Here is a 19,719-nt window from a genome sequence, read left to right as displayed (position 1 = left end):
GGCTCAGGCCGGCAGCGGGCGGGTTGGCGACCGGGTGCTGGCGTGCGGCGAACCCGGCAGGCGAGTCAGGCGCAAAGCGTTGAGCACCACGGTCAACGAACTGATCGACATGCCAACCGCCGCCCACACCGGAGTGATCCAGCCGAGGGCGGCGAACGGCAACATGAGGCCATTGTACAGCGCGGCCCACAGCAGGTTCTCGATGATTACCCGGCGGGTGCGTCGCGCCAGGGTGAAGGCTTGCACCAGGGCGTCGAGGCGATTGGACAGTAGCACCGCATCGGCGCTGGTTTTCGCAAGGTCAGTGGCCGAGCCCATGGCCACGCTGATGTCGGCCGCCGCCAGCACCGGCACGTCATTCACGCCGTCGCCGAGCATCAACACCTTGCGACCTTCCTTGTGCAGCTGTTGCAGGACTTGCAGTTTGTCATCGGGGCGCAAGCCGCCTCGGGCCTCGTCGATACCCAGTTCGATGGCGACGCTGGCGACCATCGGCGAGCTGTCGCCGGACAACAGCAACGTGCGCCAGCCCCGCGCCTTGCACGCGGCAAGTAGAGCAGGGGCGTCGTCACGCAAGCGGTCATCGAGAACGAACCAGGCCAGCGCCCCGTGAGCGTCGCCCAACAGCAACCATTGTCCCGCCTCGTCCGGCATCGACGGCGCCGCAACGCCACTGAGGGCGCAGACAAAATCCGCCTGACCAATGCGCAGCCGCTGCTCGCCCACCAGCCCTTCGAGGCCGAGTCCCGGCGTGCTGTGGACTTCTTCGGCGGCCAGCGGTGCACGGCCGAACGCGCGGGCAATCGGGTGTTCCGAGCGGTTTTCCAGAGCGGCGGCGAGGCTCAGGCATTGGTCGCTGTCGAGTGCGCCGAGCGGGCGGATCGAACGCAACACCAAGCGGCCTTCGGTGAGGGTGCCGGTCTTGTCGAAAATCACTGTGTCGATCTGGTTCAGACCTTCCAGCACATGCCCGCGCGTCAGCAGCAGACCGAGTTTGTGCAGGGTGCCGGTGGCCGCCGTCAGCGCCGTCGGCGTTGCCAGCGACAGCGCGCAAGGGCAGGTCGCGACGAGCATGGCGAGGACGATCCAGAACGCTCGCGACGAGTCCAGTTCCCACCACAACAGACCGATGGCCGCCGCCGCGATCAACGACAAAAGCAGGAACCATTGCGCGGCGCGGTCGGCGATTTCCGCCAGTCGCGGTTTCTCCGCCTGGGCGCGGTCGAGTAAACGAACGATGGCGGACAATCGAGTGTCCTGCCCCAACGCCTGCACTTCAACGGTCAAGGCGCCTTCGACATTGAGGGTGCCGGCAGTGACTGCATCGCCGAGCGTGCGTGGTTGCGGCAGATATTCACCAGTCAGCAGCGATTCATCGACGCTCGACTGGCCGTCGATGATCTTGCCGTCTGCCGGCAGGATCGAACCCGGTTGCACCAGAATTCGATCACCCAGGCGTAATTCGCTGAGCAGGATGCGTTCGCTCTGACCTTCTGCATCAAGGCGCAGACACGAGGCCGGCAGCAAATTGACCAGTTGCGCCGTGGCGGCGGCGGTTCGTTCACGCGCGCGACGTTCCAGATAGCGCCCGGCGAGCAGGAATAGGGCAAACATGCCGACCGCGTCGAAATACAATTCGCCGACGCCGCTGATCGATGTCCATATCCCGGCGATGTAGGCGCTGCCGATGGCCAGCGATACCGAGACGTCCATGGTCAGATGCCGTGTGCGCAGATCGCGCATCGCCCCTTTGAAGAATGGTGCGCAGCTATAGAACACGATCGGCGTGGTCAGGAACAGCGCTACCCAACGCAGAATCGTGTGCAGCTCAGGGCTGAGGTCGATGTTGAATTCGGGCCAGGTGGCCATGGTCGCCATCATCGCCTGGAACCACAGCAGCCCGGCCACGCCGAGTTGACGCAGGGCGAGACGATTTTCACTGGCCAACTGTTCGCTGGCGCGGTCGGCCTGATACGGGTGCGCGGCGTAACCGATGTGGCGCAGTTCGGCGAGGATCTGGCTCAGCGGCAATTGCGCGTCGGCCCAGCTCACGTGCAGGCGATGGTTGGACAGGTTCAGGCGCGCCTCGGCGACGGCGGGCAGCGTGCGCAGGTGTTTCTCGATCAGCCAGCCGCAGGCGGCGCAACTGATGCCTTCCATCAGCAGGGTGGTTTCGGCCAGATCGCCTTCATGGCGAACGAACGGTTTTTGCACGTCGGCGCGGTCGTACAGCGCCAACTCATCGACCAGTTGCACCGGCAGCGCTTCAGGGTTGGCCGAGGCTTCGCTGCGGTGCTGGTAATAGTGTTCGAGGCCACCGGCCACGATGGCTTCGGCCACCGCCTGACAGCCCGGGCAGCAGAACTCGCGGGACTCCCCGAGCACGACAGCGGTGAAGCGACTGCCGGAGGGGACGGGCAAGGCGCAGTGGTAGCAGGGGAGTGGGGTGGTCATGGCACGTGTTCCGATGATCGTTCCCACGCTCCGCGTGGGAATGCCTCCCCGGACGCTCTGCGTCCGCTTCGGCTGGGACGCGGAGCGTCCCTGGCTGCGTGCCCACGCAGAGCGTGGGAACGATCAGAGTCAGGGTTACTTCTTGAGGTCTTCGGCGCCTTGCAGCGGTTCGTCGCCGAGCAGCAGGTCCTTGTCGTGGCTGACCAGCTCTTCTTCAAACATACGCCAGACGTGTTCATCCTGACTGCCAAGCAATTCGACAAAGCGACGACCTTCGACCTTGTCGCCGAGTTGGCCGATGTAGCGACCCGCTTCGGTTTCGCTGCGGGTCAGGACGATTTTGCGATCCTTCTCCGGCTGGGTCGGCGAGATCAGGTTCAGCTCCAGGGTTTTTGGTTGGCTGTTGCCGCTCAAACGCAGGTCGACTTCACCGGTGAGATCATCCAGATGCACATTGGCGCGCATCTTCAGATTCTGCGCGAGCAGTTCACGGTCCAGCGAACGGTTGATGCCTTTGCCGGCCTCGTAGTAGTTGTCGTTGACCAGGTTGTCCGGGTTGTTCACCGCGATGGTCACCATCGACAGGGTCAGGGTCACCGAACAGGCCAGAATCCCGATGATGATCCATGGCCAAAGATGCTTGTACCAGGGACTTGCGGCGTTTGCTGCGGGCATGTTCAGTTCTCTCAACGGATTTGTGGGCCGATGAATCGGCTCTTGGCTTCAACGTGGACGCTATCGTCATCGGCATCCTTGAGGATGAATTTCACCTCGTTGGTGCTCGATGGCAGTTGTTCCGGTGCGCTCGACAACTCGACCGGCATGCTGAATATGTCACCGGCCGCGACCTTGATCTCGCGTTTGCCTTGCAGGCGCAGATCCGGCAGGCCGCTGGCGTCCAGCAGGTAGGTGTGGTCGCGCTGGTCCTTATTCATGATTTTCAGGCTGTAGACGTTTTCGATCCGCCCTTCAGCGTTTTCGCGGTACAGCACGCGGTCCTTGCTGACATCGAAACCAACCAGCGAGCGCATGAAGAACGCGGTGACCAACAGGCTGATCATCGCCAGCAGCACGATGGCGTAGCCGATCAGACGTGGTCGCAGTTTATGGGTTTTCTGCCCGGACAGGTTGTGCTCGGTGGTGTAGCTGATCAGCCCGCGCGGGTAGTCCATTTTGTCCATGATGCTGTCGCAGGCATCGATGCATGCGGCGCAGCCGATGCACTCGATCTGCAGGCCGTCGCGGATGTCGATGCCGGTCGGGCAGACCTGCACGCACATCGTGCAATCGATGCAATCGCCCAGGCCCAGTGCCTTGTAGTCGACGCCTTTCTTGCGCGGGCCACGGCTTTCACCGCGCCGCGGATCGTAGGAAACGATCAGTGTGTCCTTGTCGAACATCACGCTCTGAAAACGCGCATACGGGCACATGTAAATGCACACCTGCTCGCGCAACCAGCCGGCGTTGCCATAGGTGGCGAGGGTGAAGAAACCGACCCAGAAATACGACCAGCCATCGGCCTGGCCGGTGAAGAATTCGAAAACCAGTTCGCGGATCGGCGAGAAATAGCCGACGAAGGTCATGCCGGTGACGAACCCGATCAACAGCCACATCAAGTGCTTGGCGGCTTTGCGCAGGAATTTGTTGGCGCTCATTGGCGCCTTGTCGAGTTTGATGCGCTGGTTGCGGTCGCCTTCGGTGACCTTTTCGCACCACATGAAAATCCACGTCCACACGCTTTGCGGACAGGTGTAACCGCACCAGACCCGACCGGCATACACCGTGATGAAGAACAGGCCGAAGGCGGCAATGATCAAAAGGCCGGACAGCAGAATGAAATCCTGTGGCCAGAAGGTCGCGCCGAAAATGAAGAACTTGCGTTCCGGCAGGTTCCACCACACGGCCTGATGGCCGCCCCAGTTCAGCCACACCGTGCCGAAATACAGCAGGAACAATGCGCCGCCGCCCATCATTCGCAGATTGCGGAACAGGCCGGTGAACGCGCGGGTGTAGATTTTTTCTCGAGAGGCGTAAAGGTCAACGCTGTTGTTCGCGTTTTTGCTCGGTGGTGTGACGTCGTGTACCGGAATCTGGTTGCTCATCATTGCATCCCACGGCAGTGGAAAAATGCCTCGGTCGATACGTGCCAACCGCGGTCAAAAAGGGGTGTTGCAGTGGCGCAATGATACGCCTGTCGCTCTAGCTCAAGGGTGCGACCTTTGGTCGCGTTGGGGAAAAAACCTGAATGGTGTAGCGAATGTAACAAAGCATGATGCAGGTCAATTGACTTGTGAAGTATGGACGGTTTTCTCAAAACCGGCGGAGGTGATTCGGCGTAGCACGACCTGTCGCTGTTTTTGTGCCCTCACACGAACGTGATGTCGTCGGGTAAGTGATCGGTTTTTGTGTTTTTGAGCGGACATCAAAATGATTAATAAGTTGTTTTCGCTACTCTCGGGTGGAGGCGCAAATATTGATCTTCGTTGATCTGTCGAAGTGGGTGGGTGCCGCTAAATCTTATAGGTGTTGAGGGCGGTATATTCTTTTGAAATAACATTAGTTGAATGTTCGGTATTTTTAATTTGAGGTGTCTCGGTGTTATCCGTTAGCTTTAATTGGCGCGCCGCTTTGCGCGGCGGCTAATGTTATTTAACTAATGGAAGTTTTAACGCAGTGACTATCAAGGAAGTAGTAAAAATAATGGCCAGTGTCGGTATCCTGTTATGGATGCCGCTGGCACAATCCAGTGAGGCAATGCCTCAGCACATGGTTTTTGCATCGGACCCTCAGTATCCCTGGACAGACAAGACTGACAGCGGCGAGCATGAGTCGGATGACGATTTTGATCAACGCTCGAAATGGCTGGTGGACACGCAGTTTGCAAGCATCGCCGATTTCCGGCGGCAGATGGGTGGGCAGGCGCAGGTGCCACTGATGATTAATGGCGACATCACAGCCTTCGGCCATCCGTACCAGATATCCTTTATGAAAAGTGCGTTGAATAAACATTTCGGTCGCGACTATTTATACGGTCTGGGTAACCACGACTACGAAAATAATATAGATGACTGCTTTGGTAATCGCTGCGCCGCCAACAGTGTTGTTGCGTATGAAGAGCACCACAGAGGCAAAGTCGATGAATTTGACCTGCGCGTGACTGGCGGTGGCTTCGGTAAGCAATACAACGGCAGTCTCGCGTATTCGAAAGGTGTCGGGGAAGTGCGCCTGATTCAGTTGAACAATGAGCCGACCTACGCCGTAGATATAGTCCATCCCGTGCATGATTTCAAAATCACCCAATCGCTGGATTGGCTTGAAATCAACTTGAGGCTTGCGCGGGTTCAAGGCTATGCAATCATCATTAACATGCACAAACCTTATGATTGGAATGGGAACTGGGATCAGGAAAAACGCTTCAGGAATATGATCGAACAGTATCAAGTGACGGCGATATTTGCCGGCCATCTTCACAGGAATGGCGGACGAGTGAGCCAGATCGGCACCGTTCCGATGTTTCTCAGCGGTGCGGCTTCCCAGCAGACCTATCTGATCGCAAGCTTCTCCAAGGATCGCAAGCAACTGGAAGTGAGTCTGGTTGAGCGTAATGAATGGCGTAAGCGCGAGCCAGTCGCCACGGTTCCAGTGAAATCGATCTGGGCCGAACGGCCATAAAAAAGCCCCGCCAGCGATCTGGCGGGGTTTTTTATGATCAGTTATTGGCAGCGATCCATGGGTTGATCAGGTGAACGCCGCTGGTTTGAAAGTCCGTAACGTTACGGGTGACCAACGTCAGGCCATGTACAAGGGCGGTGGCGGCAATCAAGGCGTCGCATTCATTGCTGCGATCAGGCACGTGCAGTTGTGCGCATCGGGTGGCAACGGCGCTATCGACCGAGAGTATTCTTCCGCTGAAGGCTGGTTTGACGTGCCGCTCAAGCCAGTTACGCAACATCCCTCCTTGCAGCGGGTCGCGGCGTTCGATCCGCAGAATGCCGGTTTCCAACTCCAATACCGTGATTGCCGATAAGTACAGGCTCGCCGGTGCGACGCTGCTTGCCCATGTCAGCACCTGCTTGTCGGCTTGGGGTTTTCGCAATTCGGACACTACATTTGTATCAAGTAGAAACATCAAGACAGGTCCGCGCTACGAGGGGTGATGAGGGCGCGCTCTGGTTCGAATTCGATTTCAGGCGTATTCGGCATGACCAGCAGCTCGACGATGCTGGTCTGGCTACCGGTCAGTCTCTGATACTCCTCAATGCTCAGCAGTACGTGGGCAGGCTTGCCACGATCAGTGATGATGACCGGGCCCAGATGCGTGGCCTTTTTGGCAGCGCTGGTGTCCTGGTTGAATTCGCGGCTGGAAATGGTTTTGATGGCCATAATGTTCGGCCTCCTGAAATGCTGATGTAGAAACGTTACTACTTTTACGTTGAGCCAGCAATCGGGCAGGTGGGCGCGGACGATCGGAGGGTTACTGTCATATCGGCACCGGCGAAAGCGTTTCTGCCTAAGGGCAAAAACCTACGGGGCAGCGCTGCTCAGGTCTATTGAGCAAATGTCGCAAGGCATGAATGCCAGCACAAAAAAGGCCCCGCCAATTTAAATCGGCGGGGCCTTTTTGGTGTTTCAGGCGTTGGCCTTATTCGGCGTTCGCTTCCGGTGCTTTTTCACCGTGAGACAGGCTGTAAACGTAAGCCGCCAGCAGGTGAACCTTGTCGTTGCCTTGCAGTTGTTCCTGCGCAGGCATCTGGCCCTGACGGCCGTAACGGATGGTCTGCTGCAGTTGCGCGAAGCTCGAGCCGTAGATGAACGCGCCCGGGTGGGTCAGATCCGGCGCGCCCATAGCGGGAGTGCCTTTGCCGGCCGGACCGTGGCAGGCCACGCAGTTGGCGGCGAACAGTTTGCCGCCGTTTTCCGGGTCAGCCTTGGTGTCTTCCGGCAGTTTGCGGCCATCGAGTTTGGTTACGACGAATGCCGCGACGTCGGCCACGCCTTGTTCGCCAATCACTTCAGCCCAGGCCGGCATCACCGCGTGACGACCGCCCATGATGGTGGTCTTGATGGTTTCCGGCTCGCCGCCCCAGCGCCAGTCGGCGTCGGTCAGGTTAGGGAAACCATAAGCACCCTTGGCGTCGGAACCGTGACACACCGAGCAGTTGGAGGCGAACAGACGGCCACCCATTTTCAGTGCTTGCGGATCCTTGGCGACTTCTTCGATTGGCATCGCGGCGAACTTGGCGAAGATCGGACCGAACTTGGCGTCCGAGCGGGCCATTTCCTTTTCCCACTCGTGCACGCCGGTCCAGCCGGTCTGGCCGTTGGCGAACGCGGTCTGCTTGTCGTTATCGAGGTAGTTGTAGCCCGGCAGCAGGCCTTTCCAGTTGCCCAGACCCGGGTACAGCACCAGGTAACCCAGAGCAAAAATGATCGTGCCAACGAACAGCATGAACCACCATTTCGGCAGTGGGTTGTCGTACTCCTCGATCCCGTCGAAGGAGTGCCCGACTGTCTCGTCCGTCTGTTCGCTGCGCTGGCCCTTGCGGGTCGACAGCAGCAGCCAGGTCAGGGAAAAGATCGTACCGAGACTGAGGACTGTGACGTACAGACTCCAGAATGTAGTCATTCTTTGTTACTCCTAGAAGCTTGCTCGACGTGCTTGATGGCTTCGGGATCATCCGCAAAAGGCAACAAGGTCGCGTCTTCAAACTCCGACTTGCGCTTGGGGCTGAACACCCACAACGCCAGACCGATGAAGGCCACCATCACAACAACGGTGCCCAGGCCACGAATCATCCCGATATCCATCTAATTCACCGTTTGCTTTTGATGATGGTGCCCAGGCCTTGCAGATAGGCCACCAGCGCGTCCATTTCGGTTTTGCCCTTCACGGCATCCTGTGCACCGGCGATGTCTTCGTCGGTGTAAGGGACGCCGAGTGTGCGCAAAACCTCCATTTTCTTCGCGGTTTCCTTGCCGTCGAGCTTGTTTTCCACGAGGAACGGGTAAGCCGGCATTTTCGACTCAGGCACCACGTTGCGCGGGTTGTACAAGTGCGCACGCTGCCAGTCATCGGAGTAACGACCGCCGACCCGAGCCAGGTCCGGGCCGGTACGTTTGGAACCCCACAGGAACGGGTGATCCCAGACGCTTTCACCGGCAACCGAATAGTGGCCGTAGCGTTCGGTTTCGGCGCGGAACGGACGGATCATCTGCGAGTGGCAGCCGACACAACCGTTGGCGATGTAAACGTCGCGGCCTTCCAGTTCAAGGGCGGGGCGTGGCTTCATGCCTTCGACCGGCTTGTTGGTGACGTCCTGGAAAAACAGCGGAACGATTTGGGTCAGGCCGCCAACGCTGACGGCGATGACCATGAAGAAGGCCAGCAGGCCAATATTCTTCTCGACAGCTTCATGCTTCATCAGTGAGCTCCAACGACAGCGATCTGGGCGGCGGCTTCAGCTTCAACAGCGTTCGAGGCGCGCACGGTGCGCCAGACGTTGTAAGCCATCAGGAACATGCCGCTGGCGAAGAAAGCACCGCCCAGGGCACGGACGATGTAGCCCGGGTGGCTGGCTTGCAGCGCTTCAACGAACGAGTAGGTGAGGGTGCCGTCGTCGTTGATTGCACGCCACATCAGGCCCTGAGTGATGCCGTTGACCCACATCGACGCGATGTACAGCACGGTGCCGATGGTCGCGAGCCAGAAGTGCGCGTTGATCAGGCCGACGCTGTGCATCTGCGCACGGCCGAACAGACGCGGGATCATGTGGTAGATCGCGCCGATCGAGATCATTGCCACCCAGCCAAGAGCGCCGGCGTGTACGTGGCCGATGGTCCAGTCGGTGTAGTGCGAGAGCGAGTTGACAGTCTTGATCGCCATCATCGGCCCTTCGAAGGTCGACATGCCGTAGAACGCCAGCGAGACCACGAGGAAACGCAGGATCGGGTCGGTGCGCAGCTTATGCCAGGCGCCAGAGAGGGTCATCATGCCGTTGATCATGCCGCCCCAGCTTGGCGCCAGCAGGATGATCGACATCGCCATGCCCAGCGATTGTGCCCAATCCGGCAGTGCGGTGTAGTGCAAGTGGTGCGGGCCAGCCCAGATGTACAGGGTGATCAGTGCCCAGAAGTGCACGATCGACAGGCGATAGGAGTAGATCGGACGCTCGGCCTGTTTCGGCACGAAGTAGTACATCATCCCGAGGAAACCGGTGGTCAGGAAGAAACCCACCGCGTTGTGGCCGTACCACCACTGGATCATCGCATCGGTCGCGCCCGAGTAGGCGGAGTAGGACTTGAACAGGTTCACCGGCAGGGACGCGTGGTTGACGATGTGCAGCATCGCCGTGACGACGATGAATGCGCCGTAGAACCAGTTACCGACATAGATGTGTTTGATTTTGCGTTTGGTGATGGTGCCAAAGAACACCAGACCGTAGGTGACCCAGACAATGGCCAGCAAAATGGCGATCGGCCATTCCAGTTCCGCGTATTCCTTGGTGGTGGTGTAACCCAGCGGCAAGGTAATGATTGCGCCGACAATCACCGCTTGCCAGCCCCAGAAGGTGAAGGCGGCGAGGCTGTCGGAAATCAGTCGCGTCTGGCAGGTTCGCTGCACGACATAGTAGGAAGTGGCAAATAGTGCACAACCACCGAAGGCGAAAATCACCAGGTTTGTGTGCAACGGGCGCAGGCGTCCAAAGCTCGTCCACGGCAGACCGAAGTTCAACTCCGGCCAAACCAGTTGCGAGGCGATGAAGACACCGAGCCCCATGCCAAGGATCCCCCAGACCACCGTCATGATGGCGAACTGGCGGACTACCTTATAGTTATAAGCAGTCGGACTGATTGCTGTGCTCATTCTAAGGTTCCACGGTTTGGGTGTTTTATTAGGATTAAAATCGGCCGCAAGTATGCAGAGAGCAGGGGGTCATTGCAACGCGCCATGACCTGGGTCAATGCTTTCCAACGCTGATTCTGCGGCCTTTCCATGCGCCGCGTAAGGACAAAATCGGCCTCGGACAAAATGTCGCAGCGGATGAAAAAAGCGAGGGGTTCAGGTCACTTGTAACCAGGTATGTTCGAACGGCCAGTTCGGCTGATGAATGGCAATCGGCGCGACAGCCGGTATCTACCGGCCTTTGCGGCGAGTCTGTCAGCCAATTCATCGAACATATCGCTCGGGGTCGACCTACAACCGGCATGAGCCAGTCCGCATCGAGCAAGCTTAGACCCGAATCCGGGGAACCGAAAGGTGAGGGTGTGAAGGGGTGCGACAATGCGTCGCAAAGGGGTGGGAAACTGCCGCACGGAGAAACGTGCGGCAGAGGTGTACGCAATGCTTACTTCTGGTTGTCTTCAGTAATCAGTTTTTCTGTATTCAATCCGTGGCTGAGGCTGTACACATAAGCCGCAAGCAATTGCACTTTATCGTTTCCCAGCAGCTCGTTCTGCGCCGGCATGTGACCCTGACGGCCATGGCGAATGGTCTGTTCCAGTTGAGTCAGGCTGGTGCCATAGATAAATCCGCCCGGGTGCGTCAGATTCGGCGCGCCCATGGCTTCAGTGCCGTGGCCGGTTGCCCCATGACAGGCGACGCACGTGGTGCTGAACGCTTGTTGTCCCGCTTGCAGGTCAGCCTTGTTGTCGGCTGGCAATGGCAGGCCGGCCAGTTCATGACGGACATAAGCGGCAACGTTCTTCACCCCGGCCTCGCCCAACACTTCGCCCCAGGCCGGCATCGCCGCCATCCGCCCACCCATGATGGTGGTCTTGATGGTGTCGGCGTCGCCGCCCCAGCGCCAGTCGCTGTCGGCAAGGTTAGGGAAGCCGAATGCGCCTTTGGCGTCGGAGCCGTGGCACACCGAGCAGTTGGAAGCGAACAAGCGGCCACCCATTTTCAGCGCCTGCGGGTCCTTCGCTACTTCTTCCACCGGCATGGCGGCAAACTTGGCGAAGATCGGCCCGAACTTGGCATCAGCCTTGTTCATTTCCTTTTCCCACTCGTGCACACCGGTCCAGCCATCCTCGTAACCCGGCAGAATGCCTTTCCAGTTGCCCAGACCCGGATACAGAATCAGATAGCCCACGGAAAACACCAGCGTGCCGGCGAACAGCATGAACCACCACTGCGGCAGCGGGTTGTCGTACTCCTCGATGCCGTCGAAGCTGTGGCCCATGGTCTGGTCGACGCTGCCCTTGGTTTCGCCCCGGCGGGTGCCGATCAGCAGCCACGTCAGGCCGATCAGGCTGCCGATGGTCAGTACGCAGATCCACGTACTCCAGAAGGTGGTCATGGCCGGGTACTCCTTGTCTCATTTGCTTGTGTTGTTTCGGCTTGCGGTTCGTCGGCGAACGGCAGCAGACGTGCTTCAGCGAACTCCGGGGTGCGCTTGCGGTTGAACACCCACAAGGTCAGGCCGACGAAGGCGACGAACACCACGACCGTGCCGAGGCCGCGAATCAGGCCTGCACTCATTTCAATGACCATGGCTCACCTCTTGCTCTTGATCGCAGTGCCGAGCACTTGCAGGTAGGCGACGAGCGCGTCCATTTCGGTCTTGCCCTTGAGGCTGGCCACCGCGCCGCTGATGTCGTCGTCGGTGTACGGCACGCCAAGAGTGCGCATGACTTTGAGCTTGGTTTCGGTGTGGCTGCTGTCGACCGCTTGCGTAACCAGCCACGGGTAGGCCGGCATTTTCGATTCCGGCACGACGTTGCGCGGGTTGTACAAGTGCGCGCGGTGCCAGTCATCCGAGTAGCGCGCGCCGACCCGGGCCAGATCCGGACCGGTACGTTTCGAGCCCCAGAGAAACGGATGATCCCAAACGCTTTCACCGGCTACCGAGTAGTGCCCGTAGCGCTCGGTTTCGGCGCGGAACGGGCGGATCATCTGCGAGTGGCAACCGACGCAGCCTTCGCGGATATAGATGTCGCGACCTTCCAGTTGCAGCGCGGTGTAGGGCTTCATGCCTTCGACCGGTTTGTTGGTGACGTCCTGGAAGAACAGCGGGACGATCTGGGTCAGGCCGCCGATGCTCACGGCAAACACCATGAGCAACATCAACAGGCCGACGTTCTTTTCAATCGTTTCGTGTTTCATGGTCGACTCCTCAGGCCATCTGCGCGGCAGCGACGACGTCAGCAGGCTGCGAGGCCCGCACGGTGCGCCAGGTGTTGTAAGCCATCAGGAACATGCCGCTGAGGAAGATCGCCCCACCAATCAGCCGCACGACGAAGCCTGGGTGGCTGGCCACCAGGGTTTCGACGAAGGAGTAGGTGAGCGTGCCGTCCTCGTTGACTGCGCGCCACATCAGGCCCTGAGCGATGCCGTTGACCCACATCGAAGCGATGTAGAGCACGGTGCCGATGGTTGCGAGCCAGAAGTGCGCGTTAATCAGGCCGACGCTGTGCATCTGCGCCTTGCCGAAGATTTTCGGGATCATGTGGTACAGCGCGCCGATCGAGATCATCGCCACCCAACCGAGAGCGCCGGCGTGTACGTGGCCGATGGTCCAGTCGGTGTAGTGGGAGAGGGCGTTGACCGTTTTGATCGCCATCATCGGACCTTCGAAGGTCGACATGCCGTAGAACGCCAGCGAGACCACGAGGAAGCGCAGGATCGGGTCGCTGCGCAACTTATGCCAGGCGCCCGAGAGGGTCATCATGCCGTTGATCATGCCGCCCCAGCTCGGTGCCAGCAGAATCAGCGACATCACCATGCCCAGCGACTGTGCCCAGTCAGGTAGCGCGGTGTAGTGCAAGTGGTGCGGGCCAGCCCAGATATACAGGGTGATCAACGCCCAGAAGTGCACGATCGACAGGCGATACGAATACACCGGACGCTCGGCCTGTTTCGGCACGAAGTAGTACATCATCCCGAGGAAACCGGCGGTGAGGAAAAAGCCTACGGCGTTGTGGCCGTACCACCATTGCACCATCGCGTCGGTTGCACCGGCGTATACCGAGTAGGACTTGGTGAAACTCACCGGCAACTCAAGGTTGTTGACGATGTGCAGAATCGCTACGGTGATGATGAACGCGCCGAAGAACCAGTTGCCCACATAGATGTGTTTGGTCTTGCGCTGCATGATCGTGCCGAAGAACACGACGGCGTAGGCGACCCAGACGATGGTGATCAGGATGTCGATCGGCCATTCCAGCTCGGCGTATTCCTTGGAGCTGGTGTAACCCAGTGGCAGGCTGATCGCCGCCAACAGGATCACCAATTGCCAGCCCCAGAAGCAGAACGCGGCGATTTTTGGCGCGAACAATTGGGTCTGGCAGGTGCGTTGCACCGAATAGAACGAACTGGCGAACAGCGCACAGCCGCCGAACGCGAAGATCACCGCGTTGGTGTGCAGCGGGCGCAGACGGCCGAAACTGGTCCAGGGCAAATTGAAGTTGAGTTCGGGCCAGACCAATTGGGCCGCGAGAAAAACCCCGAGCCCCATGCCGACGATGCCCCACACCACCGTCATAATGGCGAATTGGCGGACCACCTTGTAGTTGTAGGCGGTACTGATAGAAGTGTTCATGGTTCCCCATCCACGGTTCAGCCGAAGTGAGCGCGCGCAAAACACGCGGCGAATCCTTCGTCTGGAGTTATAGGCAGACTAAAAGCGAGGCAAGCATGGACAAACAGCACAAGGCCAGTATTGACGGGGATCAATGGGCGCAGTGCGTGCGTGATCATGGATGGCTTTGGGATGCCGCCTCGGGTGAGGTTTCGGCGACGTTGATCCTTGCTCATGGTGCCGGTGCGCCGATGGATAGCGAGTGGATGAACGATATGGCTCGGCGCCTTGCCGGGCTTGGGGTGAATGTGTTGCGGTTTGAGTTTCCTTATATGGCGCAGCGGCGGGTTGATGGGGTGAAGCGGCCGCCGAATCCTGCTGCGAAACTGCAGGAATGTTGGCTTGAGGTGTATGCCGAGGTGCGGCGTCATGTCGCTGGGGTTTTGGCCATTGGCGGGAAGTCGATGGGGGGGCGGATGGCCAGTCTTTTGGCTGACGAATTGGGCGTTGATGCGTTGGTGTGTTTGGGGTATCCGTTTTATGCGGTGGGCAAGCCGGAGAAGCCTCGGGTTGAACATTTGGCCGCTTTGAAGACGCGGACGTTGATTGTGCAGGGGGAGCGGGATGCGTTAGGCAATGTTGCGGCGGTTGAGGGCTATGCGTTAGCGCCGGGGATTGAGGTGTTTTGGTTGGCGGCGGGGGATCATGATTTGAAGCCGTTGAAGGTTTCGGGGTTTACCCATGAACAGCATTTGGCCAGCGCTGCGCAGAAGGTGGTTTCGTTTCTTCGGTGATTTGGGTGTATATCCGTTGCTGCGGTAACGGCTTCTTAGGGTTTCGCCCTTACGGCGACTCACTTTTTTGACAAACGCCTCAAAAAAGTAAGCAAAAAAAGGCTTGCTCCTACGTTCGGCCCGCTCGCTAAGGCTCGGGGTTTCTTCGCTCCGGGATCCATCCGGGCGCATCGCCTCCGGTTTGCTGCGCTGCACCTCCTCTCGCTGTGTTTGGCTTCGCCAAACGGTCGCTGCGCTCCCACGCCCGGATCAATCCCTCCACTCAGCCTTCCGACGTCGCCCGTGGATCAAGATCAAAAGCGGTACTCGAGCTAGCGCTCATTGTTGAGTGGTGCGGCTGCGCCGCGAGTTTCATGTAGGAGCTGCCGCAGGCTGCGATCTTTTGATCTCGCTTTTCGTAGGAGCAGAGCTTGCTCGCGAAGGCGGCCTGCCAGCCGACCAATGTCTTACAGACTGCATGCAATCCCTGTGGGAGCTGGCTTGCCAGCGATGAGACCTGCACATACAACATCAATATCGACTGCCCCACCGCCATCGCTGGCAAGCCAGCTCCCACACTTTCTTGTGCCCGAACCACCATCCCCTGTAGGAGTGAGCCTGCTCGCGATAGCGTCCGTCCCGGCAACATAATATTGACTGTCCCACCGCCATCGCGAGCAGGCTCACTCCTACAGGATTTTGCGCCCAGCACAGGTTTTAGAGTACATCGCCGAAACTGTGGGAGCTGGCTTGCCAGCGATGGCGGTCTGACGAACAACACCAAAACATCAGGGCAACTTCCCGCTTTTTCTGTCAGTAAACGCAATCCTGCGAGCGCGTTTAAATTACACAACCCGTTACGCCACAAGCCCTACAACGCCTTGCGCCGTTACCTACGCGTACGCCAGAATCCGCCGGCATACGCGACCATGGCTCGGGCTATATCGTTTCCCTGTCACTGAAAATCAGTGATCGGGTTTGGTAGCCCGTCTGTAATAGTTGTATGGCGACACCTTCTGCAGCCTCTTTTTTGCGGCTTGCTTTATATGGTGGTCATGCGGGGGGCTCTTTCGAGAGCGCCGGGTTTCCTATTGCAGCCGGTCTACCAACCCGCGTATGGCCGCCACCCTCGTTTGGTAGCGAGAAGTGACGGCTCCTGAAACTGCGATAGGAGCTTCACTCATGTTCAAAGCCACGCCAAATCCCCCGGATACCGATCCGATCCCGTACGACCCAACCCTCGAACCTCAAAAGTTAAGAGAAGCGACCGACCGCGCCATCAACTTCTATCTCAACCCCGGCTCACTGAAGCTCTCAATCCCTTCCCGCAAGACCAGCAAGATTTTCCTCGTCGACCCCGCCGTGGACGAAGAAACACTGCTCGTAGAAGCCTGCGAATCGTTAGCAGCCGCCAGCGACATGGCCCGCGATATCGGCGACGTCATCGACAACACACAACGCCGGACCATGCTGATGCTGCATCAGGTGATCATGCTGAGTGAGCTGATGGTCAATCGAGTCCTGGATAGCCGCCGCTTGCCGCACTAGCAAACCCGCCGCGGTCCCCTGTAGGAGCTGCCGCAGGCTGCGATCTTTTGATCTGTTTTTTAACAATCAAAGACAAGATCAGAAGATCGCAGCCTGCGGCAGCTCCTACAGGGTGTCATTCTTTCGCAGTGCCTCGAGGAGTTTCAGTTGATGTCCGAAACCAACAAACCGTTGGTCACAGACCCGGTATCGCCCTACGAATCATTCAATTCCAGAAAACTCCACGAAGCCGCCGAACGCGCGCTCGACCATTACCTGGCACCGGCGCAGATCATGGCCACGCCCTACAGCCCAAGCAGCATGTTTAGGGTCAACCCACAAACCGATACTGAATCGTTGCTGGCAAATGCTTGCGAATCTCTGGCCTCGGCGACGGTCATGCTCGGTGATTTCGCCGGCGCGCTGGAGGGTCCCAACCGCAATACTTTGCTAGGGATTGCGCAAGTGGTGATGTTGGGGGAGTTGGCGGTGAATCAGGCGTTGGATAACGTTATGCCTAAAGGATAGACGCCAACCGTTCTGGCCTCATCGTCGGATCGCCGCCCGGAGCAGGCTCACTCCTACATGGTGCAGCGGTGATCACAGGTTATGTGTTCGACGATTATCCCTTGTAGGAGTGAGCCTGCTCGCGATGGCGGTCTGCAGGGCACCATCTATTCCAGGCAACAAAAAAGCCCGGACAGCTTTCGCTTGTCCGGGCTTTGAGGATCAAAAGATCGCAGCCTTCGGCAGCTCCTACAGGGATCGATGTAGGAGCTGCCGCAGGCTGCGATCTTTTGCTTTTAGCGGTTAAACCGTTCCACCAACGAGTATTGCGTGTTGGCAGTCTTGGTCAGCTCTTCACTCAGCAACGCCGAGTTATGCGCCTGTTCCGAGGTCTGATCCGCCAACTCCGAAATGTTGCTGATGTTGCGGCTGATCTCCTCAGCCACCGCACTTTGCTCTTCGGTCGCAGCAGCAATCTGCGTGGTCATGTCGGTGATGTTGGCCACCGCTTCACTGATGCCGACCAACGCCTGATCCGCTTCCAGCACTCGCGCGACACCTTCTTCCGCCTGGCGATGCCCGGCTTCCATGGTCTGCACGGCACTCGAAGCCGTCTGCTGCAACTTGGCGATCAGGGCGTGAATCTGCCCGGTCGATTCGCTGGTGCGCTGCGCCAGTTGGCGAACTTCGTCTGCTACCACAGCAAAACCACGGCCCATCTCACCGGCACGTGCCGCTTCAATCGCAGCGTTCAGTGCCAGCAGGTTGGTCTGATCGGCAATGCCTTTGATCACATCGACCACGCCACCGATTTCGTCGCTGTCCTTGGCCAGTTGGGTCACGGTCAAACCGGTTTCGCCGACGACCACGGACAAGCGCTGAATGGCTTCGCGGGTTTCCCCGGCGATGTCACGACCACGACCGGTCAGGCGGTTGGCTTCCTGGGTGGCGTCGGCAGTGCGCTGCACGTGGCTTGCCACTTCCTGAGTGGTCGCGGCCATCTGATTGACGGCGGTGGCGACCTGTTCGGTTTCCACGCGCTGACGTTCCAGGCCGCTGGAGCTGTTGTGCGCCAGGGCGTCGGACTGTTTGGCCTGATCAGTCAGGTGTTCGGCGGTGTCCTGCAGACGGGTCAGGCAGGTTTTCAGACGGGCTTCCTGGCTGAGGATCGACATTTCCAGACGCGCCTGGGCGCCACGGCTGTCGGTGTACATCTGCGCGATCAGTGGGTCGGAGGTGGTCTGTTCGGCCAGACGCAGCAGGCGCTTGAGCCCGCGTTGCTGCCATTGCAGGCCCATCAGGCCCAGCGGCACCGACAGACCGGCGGCGAGGGCGAAGCCCCACTGCGAGTTCAGGGTGGCGCCGATCACGAAGCCCAGTTGGCTGACCAGAATGAACGGCAGCCAGTCCTGCAGCACCGGCAGCCATTTGTCGCTGGAAGGGATCGCCGACTTGCCCTGGTTGATGCGTTGGTAGAGCGCTTCGGCACGGCGGATCTGTTCGGCGGTGGGCTTGATCCGCACCGACTCGTAACCGACCACCTGATTGCCGTCGAACACCGGTGTTACATAGGCGTTAACCCAGTAATGGTCACCGGTCTTGCAGCGATTCTTGACAATGCCCATCCATGGCAAGCCTTGTTTCAATGTGCCCCACATGTGCGAAAACACCGCAGCCGGGACGTCAGGGTGACGGACCAGGTTGTGCGGCGCACGGATCAGTTCTTCTCGCGAAAACCCGCTGATTTCAACGAACGCATCGTTGCAGTAGGTGATCACGCCCTTGGCGTCGGTTGTGGAGATCAACCGCTGCTGAGCCGGGAAAGTCCGTTCGCGTTGTGTAATGGGCTGGTTATTACGCATGGTTTTTCAATCCGCAAGGCTTTGAAAGGTTGTCGGCGGTGACAGCTTTTTATTGAAATTTTTTTTCAATAATCGGCACAGCGTCGCAAAACGGCGCTTGCTTCAGCCAGCGAGCATCGGATAGGTGAACAGGCCGAAATGCAGCAGATTCAGCCCGAAATGCGTGGCGATGGCCGCGCCGAGCCCGCCAAAACGGTAGGCCAGACCATAGCCGCCACCCGCCAGCCCTGCCAGCAACACCCAGGTCCAGCCAGCAACACCCAGGTCCAGCCAGCGCCGGCATGCGCCAGCGCAAACACCAGTGACGCCAGCAGCAGTGCGAGGTTTTCACCGTAAGGCAGATGTTTGAAGTGGCGACTGAGACCGCCCTGTATATAGCCGCGAAACAAGGCTTCCTCGACCAGCGTTACCAGCAGCAGGTTGTTCAACAGCCACAACCACGATTGCTCTGGCCACTTCGGCGCCCAGGCGATCACGCCGAGCAACATGGCGCCGCCGAGCGCGAGGATCACGCTCAGCGTCAGGGCGAGGGCGCTGGCGTACACCGTCAGGCGCAACGAACGCCGCGCGACGATCCACGGGCAGACCAGCAACAGCCAGAAGCCAATCAGCGGTTTGTCGAGATTCATGTACATCGCGAACGGCACGGCGTCGTCGGTGAAACGCTGCGGGTCGATTGCCCGGCCATTGGAAAAACCCGGCAGCCAATGCAGCGCCAGCGCCACAGCGAGAACGACAAACAGGCCATGACCGAGAAACCGTGCGACCGGTACTTTTTGCAGATTCACGGCGAAACCGGCGAACACCAGCAGCCCAATGGAGATCAGTGCCAGCCAGCCGAGTTGGCCGTAGCTCAGCGCCAGGCTGTAGCCGAGGCTGAGAAGTGCCAGATAGAGCCATGGCAACGCCTTCATCGAAAGTCCCTGTGGAAAATTGTGGAAGGGCTTTCTACACGGGTGAAGGCGTGGGGACAAGTAAAGCTGCGGCGGCAAACCGGGACAGGTACCCATGACGCACCACCTGTAGGAGCTGCCGAAGGCTGCGATCTTTTGACGTTGGTTTTTCAAGATCAAAAGA

The 19,719-nt window shown here is 58.9% G+C and carries 18 protein-coding genes and 1 pseudogene; 4 read left to right on the top strand and 15 right to left on the bottom strand.

All coding sequences use genetic code 11. The features are described 5' to 3' along the window. Positions 1 to 3 precede the first annotated feature (3 nt). The 3 genes from ACZZ0B_RS16605 to ccoG all read right to left on the bottom strand — a co-directional run bounded on the left by ACZZ0B_RS16605 (position 4) and on the right by ccoG (position 4,556). Positions 4 to 2,454 (bottom strand): heavy metal translocating P-type ATPase, encoded by a 2,451-nt coding sequence (locus tag ACZZ0B_RS16605; RefSeq protein ID WP_463545800.1) that lies wholly within the window; start codon positions 2,452 to 2,454, stop codon positions 4 to 6. 135 nt (positions 2,455 to 2,589) lie between these two features. Continuing rightward, positions 2,590 to 3,129: a FixH family protein gene (locus tag ACZZ0B_RS16600; RefSeq protein WP_463545799.1), complete on the bottom strand. Its 540-nt coding sequence runs from the start codon at positions 3,127 to 3,129 to the stop codon at positions 2,590 to 2,592. Between the two features lie 11 nt (positions 3,130 to 3,140). Continuing rightward, on the bottom strand, positions 3,141 to 4,556 hold the full coding sequence (gene ccoG, locus ACZZ0B_RS16595) for a cytochrome c oxidase accessory protein CcoG (RefSeq protein ID WP_463545798.1): 1,416 nt from the start codon (positions 4,554 to 4,556) through the stop codon (positions 3,141 to 3,143). 571 nt (positions 4,557 to 5,127) lie between these two features. On the opposite strand from ccoG, the gene ACZZ0B_RS16590 reads away from it, so the two are divergent. Continuing rightward, positions 5,128 to 6,126, top strand: coding sequence for a metallophosphoesterase family protein (locus ACZZ0B_RS16590; RefSeq protein ID WP_463545797.1), 999 nt, complete (start codon positions 5,128 to 5,130; stop codon positions 6,124 to 6,126). Between the two features lie 37 nt (positions 6,127 to 6,163). Here ACZZ0B_RS16590 and ACZZ0B_RS16585 read toward each other — a convergent pair whose 3' ends face one another. The 10 genes from ACZZ0B_RS16585 to ccoN (ACZZ0B_RS16540) all read right to left on the bottom strand — a co-directional run bounded on the left by ACZZ0B_RS16585 (position 6,164) and on the right by ccoN (ACZZ0B_RS16540) (position 13,994). Continuing rightward, positions 6,164 to 6,583: a type II toxin-antitoxin system VapC family toxin gene (locus ACZZ0B_RS16585; RefSeq protein ID WP_008088803.1), complete on the bottom strand. Its 420-nt coding sequence runs from the start codon at positions 6,581 to 6,583 to the stop codon at positions 6,164 to 6,166. Then, complete coding sequence (locus ACZZ0B_RS16580; protein WP_463545796.1) at positions 6,583 to 6,837, bottom strand: type II toxin-antitoxin system Phd/YefM family antitoxin; 255 nt, start codon at positions 6,835 to 6,837, stop codon at positions 6,583 to 6,585. The genes ACZZ0B_RS16585 and ACZZ0B_RS16580 overlap by 1 nt, the downstream gene beginning before the upstream one ends. Before the next feature lie 259 nt (positions 6,838 to 7,096). After that, complete coding sequence (gene ccoP, locus ACZZ0B_RS16575; protein ID WP_463545795.1) at positions 7,097 to 8,080, bottom strand: cytochrome-c oxidase, cbb3-type subunit III; 984 nt, start codon at positions 8,078 to 8,080, stop codon at positions 7,097 to 7,099. Further along, entirely contained in the window at positions 8,077 to 8,262 is a 186-nt protein-coding gene (locus ACZZ0B_RS16570; protein WP_003175465.1) for a CcoQ/FixQ family Cbb3-type cytochrome c oxidase assembly chaperone, read from the bottom strand. Before ACZZ0B_RS16570 ends, ccoP (ACZZ0B_RS16575) begins: the two co-directional genes overlap by 4 nt. Before the next feature lie 5 nt (positions 8,263 to 8,267). Beyond that, the gene (gene ccoO / locus ACZZ0B_RS16565) at positions 8,268 to 8,876 is read right to left on the bottom strand and encodes a cytochrome-c oxidase, cbb3-type subunit II (protein ID WP_401233503.1); all 609 of its coding nucleotides are present in this window, start codon (positions 8,874 to 8,876) and stop codon (positions 8,268 to 8,270) included. Next, the gene (gene ccoN / locus ACZZ0B_RS16560) at positions 8,876 to 10,318 is read right to left on the bottom strand and encodes a cytochrome-c oxidase, cbb3-type subunit I (protein ID WP_463545794.1); all 1,443 of its coding nucleotides are present in this window, start codon (positions 10,316 to 10,318) and stop codon (positions 8,876 to 8,878) included. Before ccoN (ACZZ0B_RS16560) ends, ccoO (ACZZ0B_RS16565) begins: the two co-directional genes overlap by 1 nt. A gap of 481 nt (positions 10,319 to 10,799) precedes the next feature. Continuing rightward, on the bottom strand, positions 10,800 to 11,753 hold the full coding sequence (ccoP, locus tag ACZZ0B_RS16555) for a cytochrome-c oxidase, cbb3-type subunit III (RefSeq protein ID WP_440095615.1): 954 nt from the start codon (positions 11,751 to 11,753) through the stop codon (positions 10,800 to 10,802). Further along, positions 11,750 to 11,947, bottom strand: coding sequence for a cbb3-type cytochrome oxidase subunit 3 (locus tag ACZZ0B_RS16550; RefSeq protein ID WP_008082033.1), 198 nt, complete (start codon positions 11,945 to 11,947; stop codon positions 11,750 to 11,752). The genes ccoP (ACZZ0B_RS16555) and ACZZ0B_RS16550 overlap by 4 nt, the downstream gene beginning before the upstream one ends. A gap of 3 nt (positions 11,948 to 11,950) precedes the next feature. Beyond that, a complete protein-coding gene (gene ccoO, locus ACZZ0B_RS16545; RefSeq protein WP_064116876.1) occupies positions 11,951 to 12,559 on the bottom strand; it encodes a cytochrome-c oxidase, cbb3-type subunit II in 609 nt (202 codons plus the stop codon). A gap of 10 nt (positions 12,560 to 12,569) precedes the next feature. Further along, entirely contained in the window at positions 12,570 to 13,994 is a 1,425-nt protein-coding gene (gene ccoN, locus ACZZ0B_RS16540) for a cytochrome-c oxidase, cbb3-type subunit I (protein WP_034152830.1), read from the bottom strand. A gap of 95 nt (positions 13,995 to 14,089) precedes the next feature. Between ccoN (ACZZ0B_RS16540) and ACZZ0B_RS16535 the strand changes: the two genes are divergently transcribed. From ACZZ0B_RS16535 to ACZZ0B_RS16525, 3 genes are all read left to right on the top strand, one after another. Beyond that, positions 14,090 to 14,767 carry an alpha/beta family hydrolase gene (locus tag ACZZ0B_RS16535; protein ID WP_463545793.1) on the top strand — a complete coding sequence of 226 codons (678 nt, stop codon included), beginning with the start codon at positions 14,090 to 14,092 and terminating at the stop codon, positions 14,765 to 14,767. 1,161 nt (positions 14,768 to 15,928) lie between these two features. Beyond that, the gene (locus tag ACZZ0B_RS16530; RefSeq protein WP_440095610.1) at positions 15,929 to 16,294 is read left to right on the top strand and encodes a DUF6124 family protein; all 366 of its coding nucleotides are present in this window, start codon (positions 15,929 to 15,931) and stop codon (positions 16,292 to 16,294) included. Between the two features lie 150 nt (positions 16,295 to 16,444). Further along, positions 16,445 to 16,801 (top strand): DUF6124 family protein, encoded by a 357-nt coding sequence (locus tag ACZZ0B_RS16525; protein WP_463545792.1) that lies wholly within the window; start codon positions 16,445 to 16,447, stop codon positions 16,799 to 16,801. Positions 16,802 to 17,076: 275 nt separating this feature from the next. On the opposite strand, the gene ACZZ0B_RS16520 is transcribed toward ACZZ0B_RS16525, so the two are convergent. Next, positions 17,077 to 18,642 (bottom strand): methyl-accepting chemotaxis protein, encoded by a 1,566-nt coding sequence (locus ACZZ0B_RS16520; protein ID WP_158834619.1) that lies wholly within the window; start codon positions 18,640 to 18,642, stop codon positions 17,077 to 17,079. A gap of 102 nt (positions 18,643 to 18,744) precedes the next feature. Next, a pseudogene (locus tag ACZZ0B_RS16515) lies at positions 18,745 to 19,556 on the bottom strand (CPBP family glutamic-type intramembrane protease). Between the last annotated feature and the right edge of the window lie 163 nt (positions 19,557 to 19,719).

It is taken from the genome of Pseudomonas sp. AC247 (assembly GCF_979258015.1).
Note: the sequence above shows the minus strand (reverse complement) of the source record. Positions and strands in the feature narration are given on the sequence as shown.

What these genes read in the sequence shown, in the direction of transcription:
- ACZZ0B_RS16600 (WP_463545799.1), bottom strand. Translation starts at nt 3,129, where the DNA reads ATGCCCGCAGCAAACGCCGCAAGTCCCTGGTACAAGCATCTTTGGCCA.
- ACZZ0B_RS16520 (WP_158834619.1), bottom strand. Translation starts at nt 18,642, where the DNA reads ATGCGTAATAACCAGCCCATTACACAACGCGAACGGACTTTCCCGGCT.
- ccoO (WP_401233503.1), bottom strand. Translation starts at nt 8,876, where the DNA reads ATGAAGCATGAAGCTGTCGAGAAGAATATTGGCCTGCTGGCCTTCTTC.
- ACZZ0B_RS16605 (WP_463545800.1), bottom strand. Translation starts at nt 2,454, where the DNA reads ATGACCACCCCACTCCCCTGCTACCACTGCGCCTTGCCCGTCCCCTCC.
- ccoG (WP_463545798.1), bottom strand. Translation starts at nt 4,556, where the DNA reads ATGAGCAACCAGATTCCGGTACACGACGTCACACCACCGAGCAAAAAC.
- ACZZ0B_RS16570 (WP_003175465.1), bottom strand. Translation starts at nt 8,262, where the DNA reads ATGGATATCGGGATGATTCGTGGCCTGGGCACCGTTGTTGTGATGGTG.
- ccoN (WP_034152830.1), bottom strand. Translation starts at nt 13,994, where the DNA reads ATGAACACTTCTATCAGTACCGCCTACAACTACAAGGTGGTCCGCCAA.
- ccoN (WP_463545794.1), bottom strand. Translation starts at nt 10,318, where the DNA reads ATGAGCACAGCAATCAGTCCGACTGCTTATAACTATAAGGTAGTCCGC.
- ccoP (WP_440095615.1), bottom strand. Translation starts at nt 11,753, where the DNA reads ATGACCACCTTCTGGAGTACGTGGATCTGCGTACTGACCATCGGCAGC.
- ACZZ0B_RS16530 (WP_440095610.1), top strand. Translation starts at nt 15,929, where the DNA reads ATGTTCAAAGCCACGCCAAATCCCCCGGATACCGATCCGATCCCGTAC.
- ACZZ0B_RS16525 (WP_463545792.1), top strand. Translation starts at nt 16,445, where the DNA reads ATGTCCGAAACCAACAAACCGTTGGTCACAGACCCGGTATCGCCCTAC.
- ccoO (WP_064116876.1), bottom strand. Translation starts at nt 12,559, where the DNA reads ATGAAACACGAAACGATTGAAAAGAACGTCGGCCTGTTGATGTTGCTC.
- ccoP (WP_463545795.1), bottom strand. Translation starts at nt 8,080, where the DNA reads ATGACTACATTCTGGAGTCTGTACGTCACAGTCCTCAGTCTCGGTACG.
- ACZZ0B_RS16585 (WP_008088803.1), bottom strand. Translation starts at nt 6,583, where the DNA reads ATGTTTCTACTTGATACAAATGTAGTGTCCGAATTGCGAAAACCCCAA.
- ACZZ0B_RS16580 (WP_463545796.1), bottom strand. Translation starts at nt 6,837, where the DNA reads ATGGCCATCAAAACCATTTCCAGCCGCGAATTCAACCAGGACACCAGC.
- ACZZ0B_RS16535 (WP_463545793.1), top strand. Translation starts at nt 14,090, where the DNA reads ATGGACAAACAGCACAAGGCCAGTATTGACGGGGATCAATGGGCGCAG.
- ACZZ0B_RS16550 (WP_008082033.1), bottom strand. Translation starts at nt 11,947, where the DNA reads ATGGTCATTGAAATGAGTGCAGGCCTGATTCGCGGCCTCGGCACGGTC.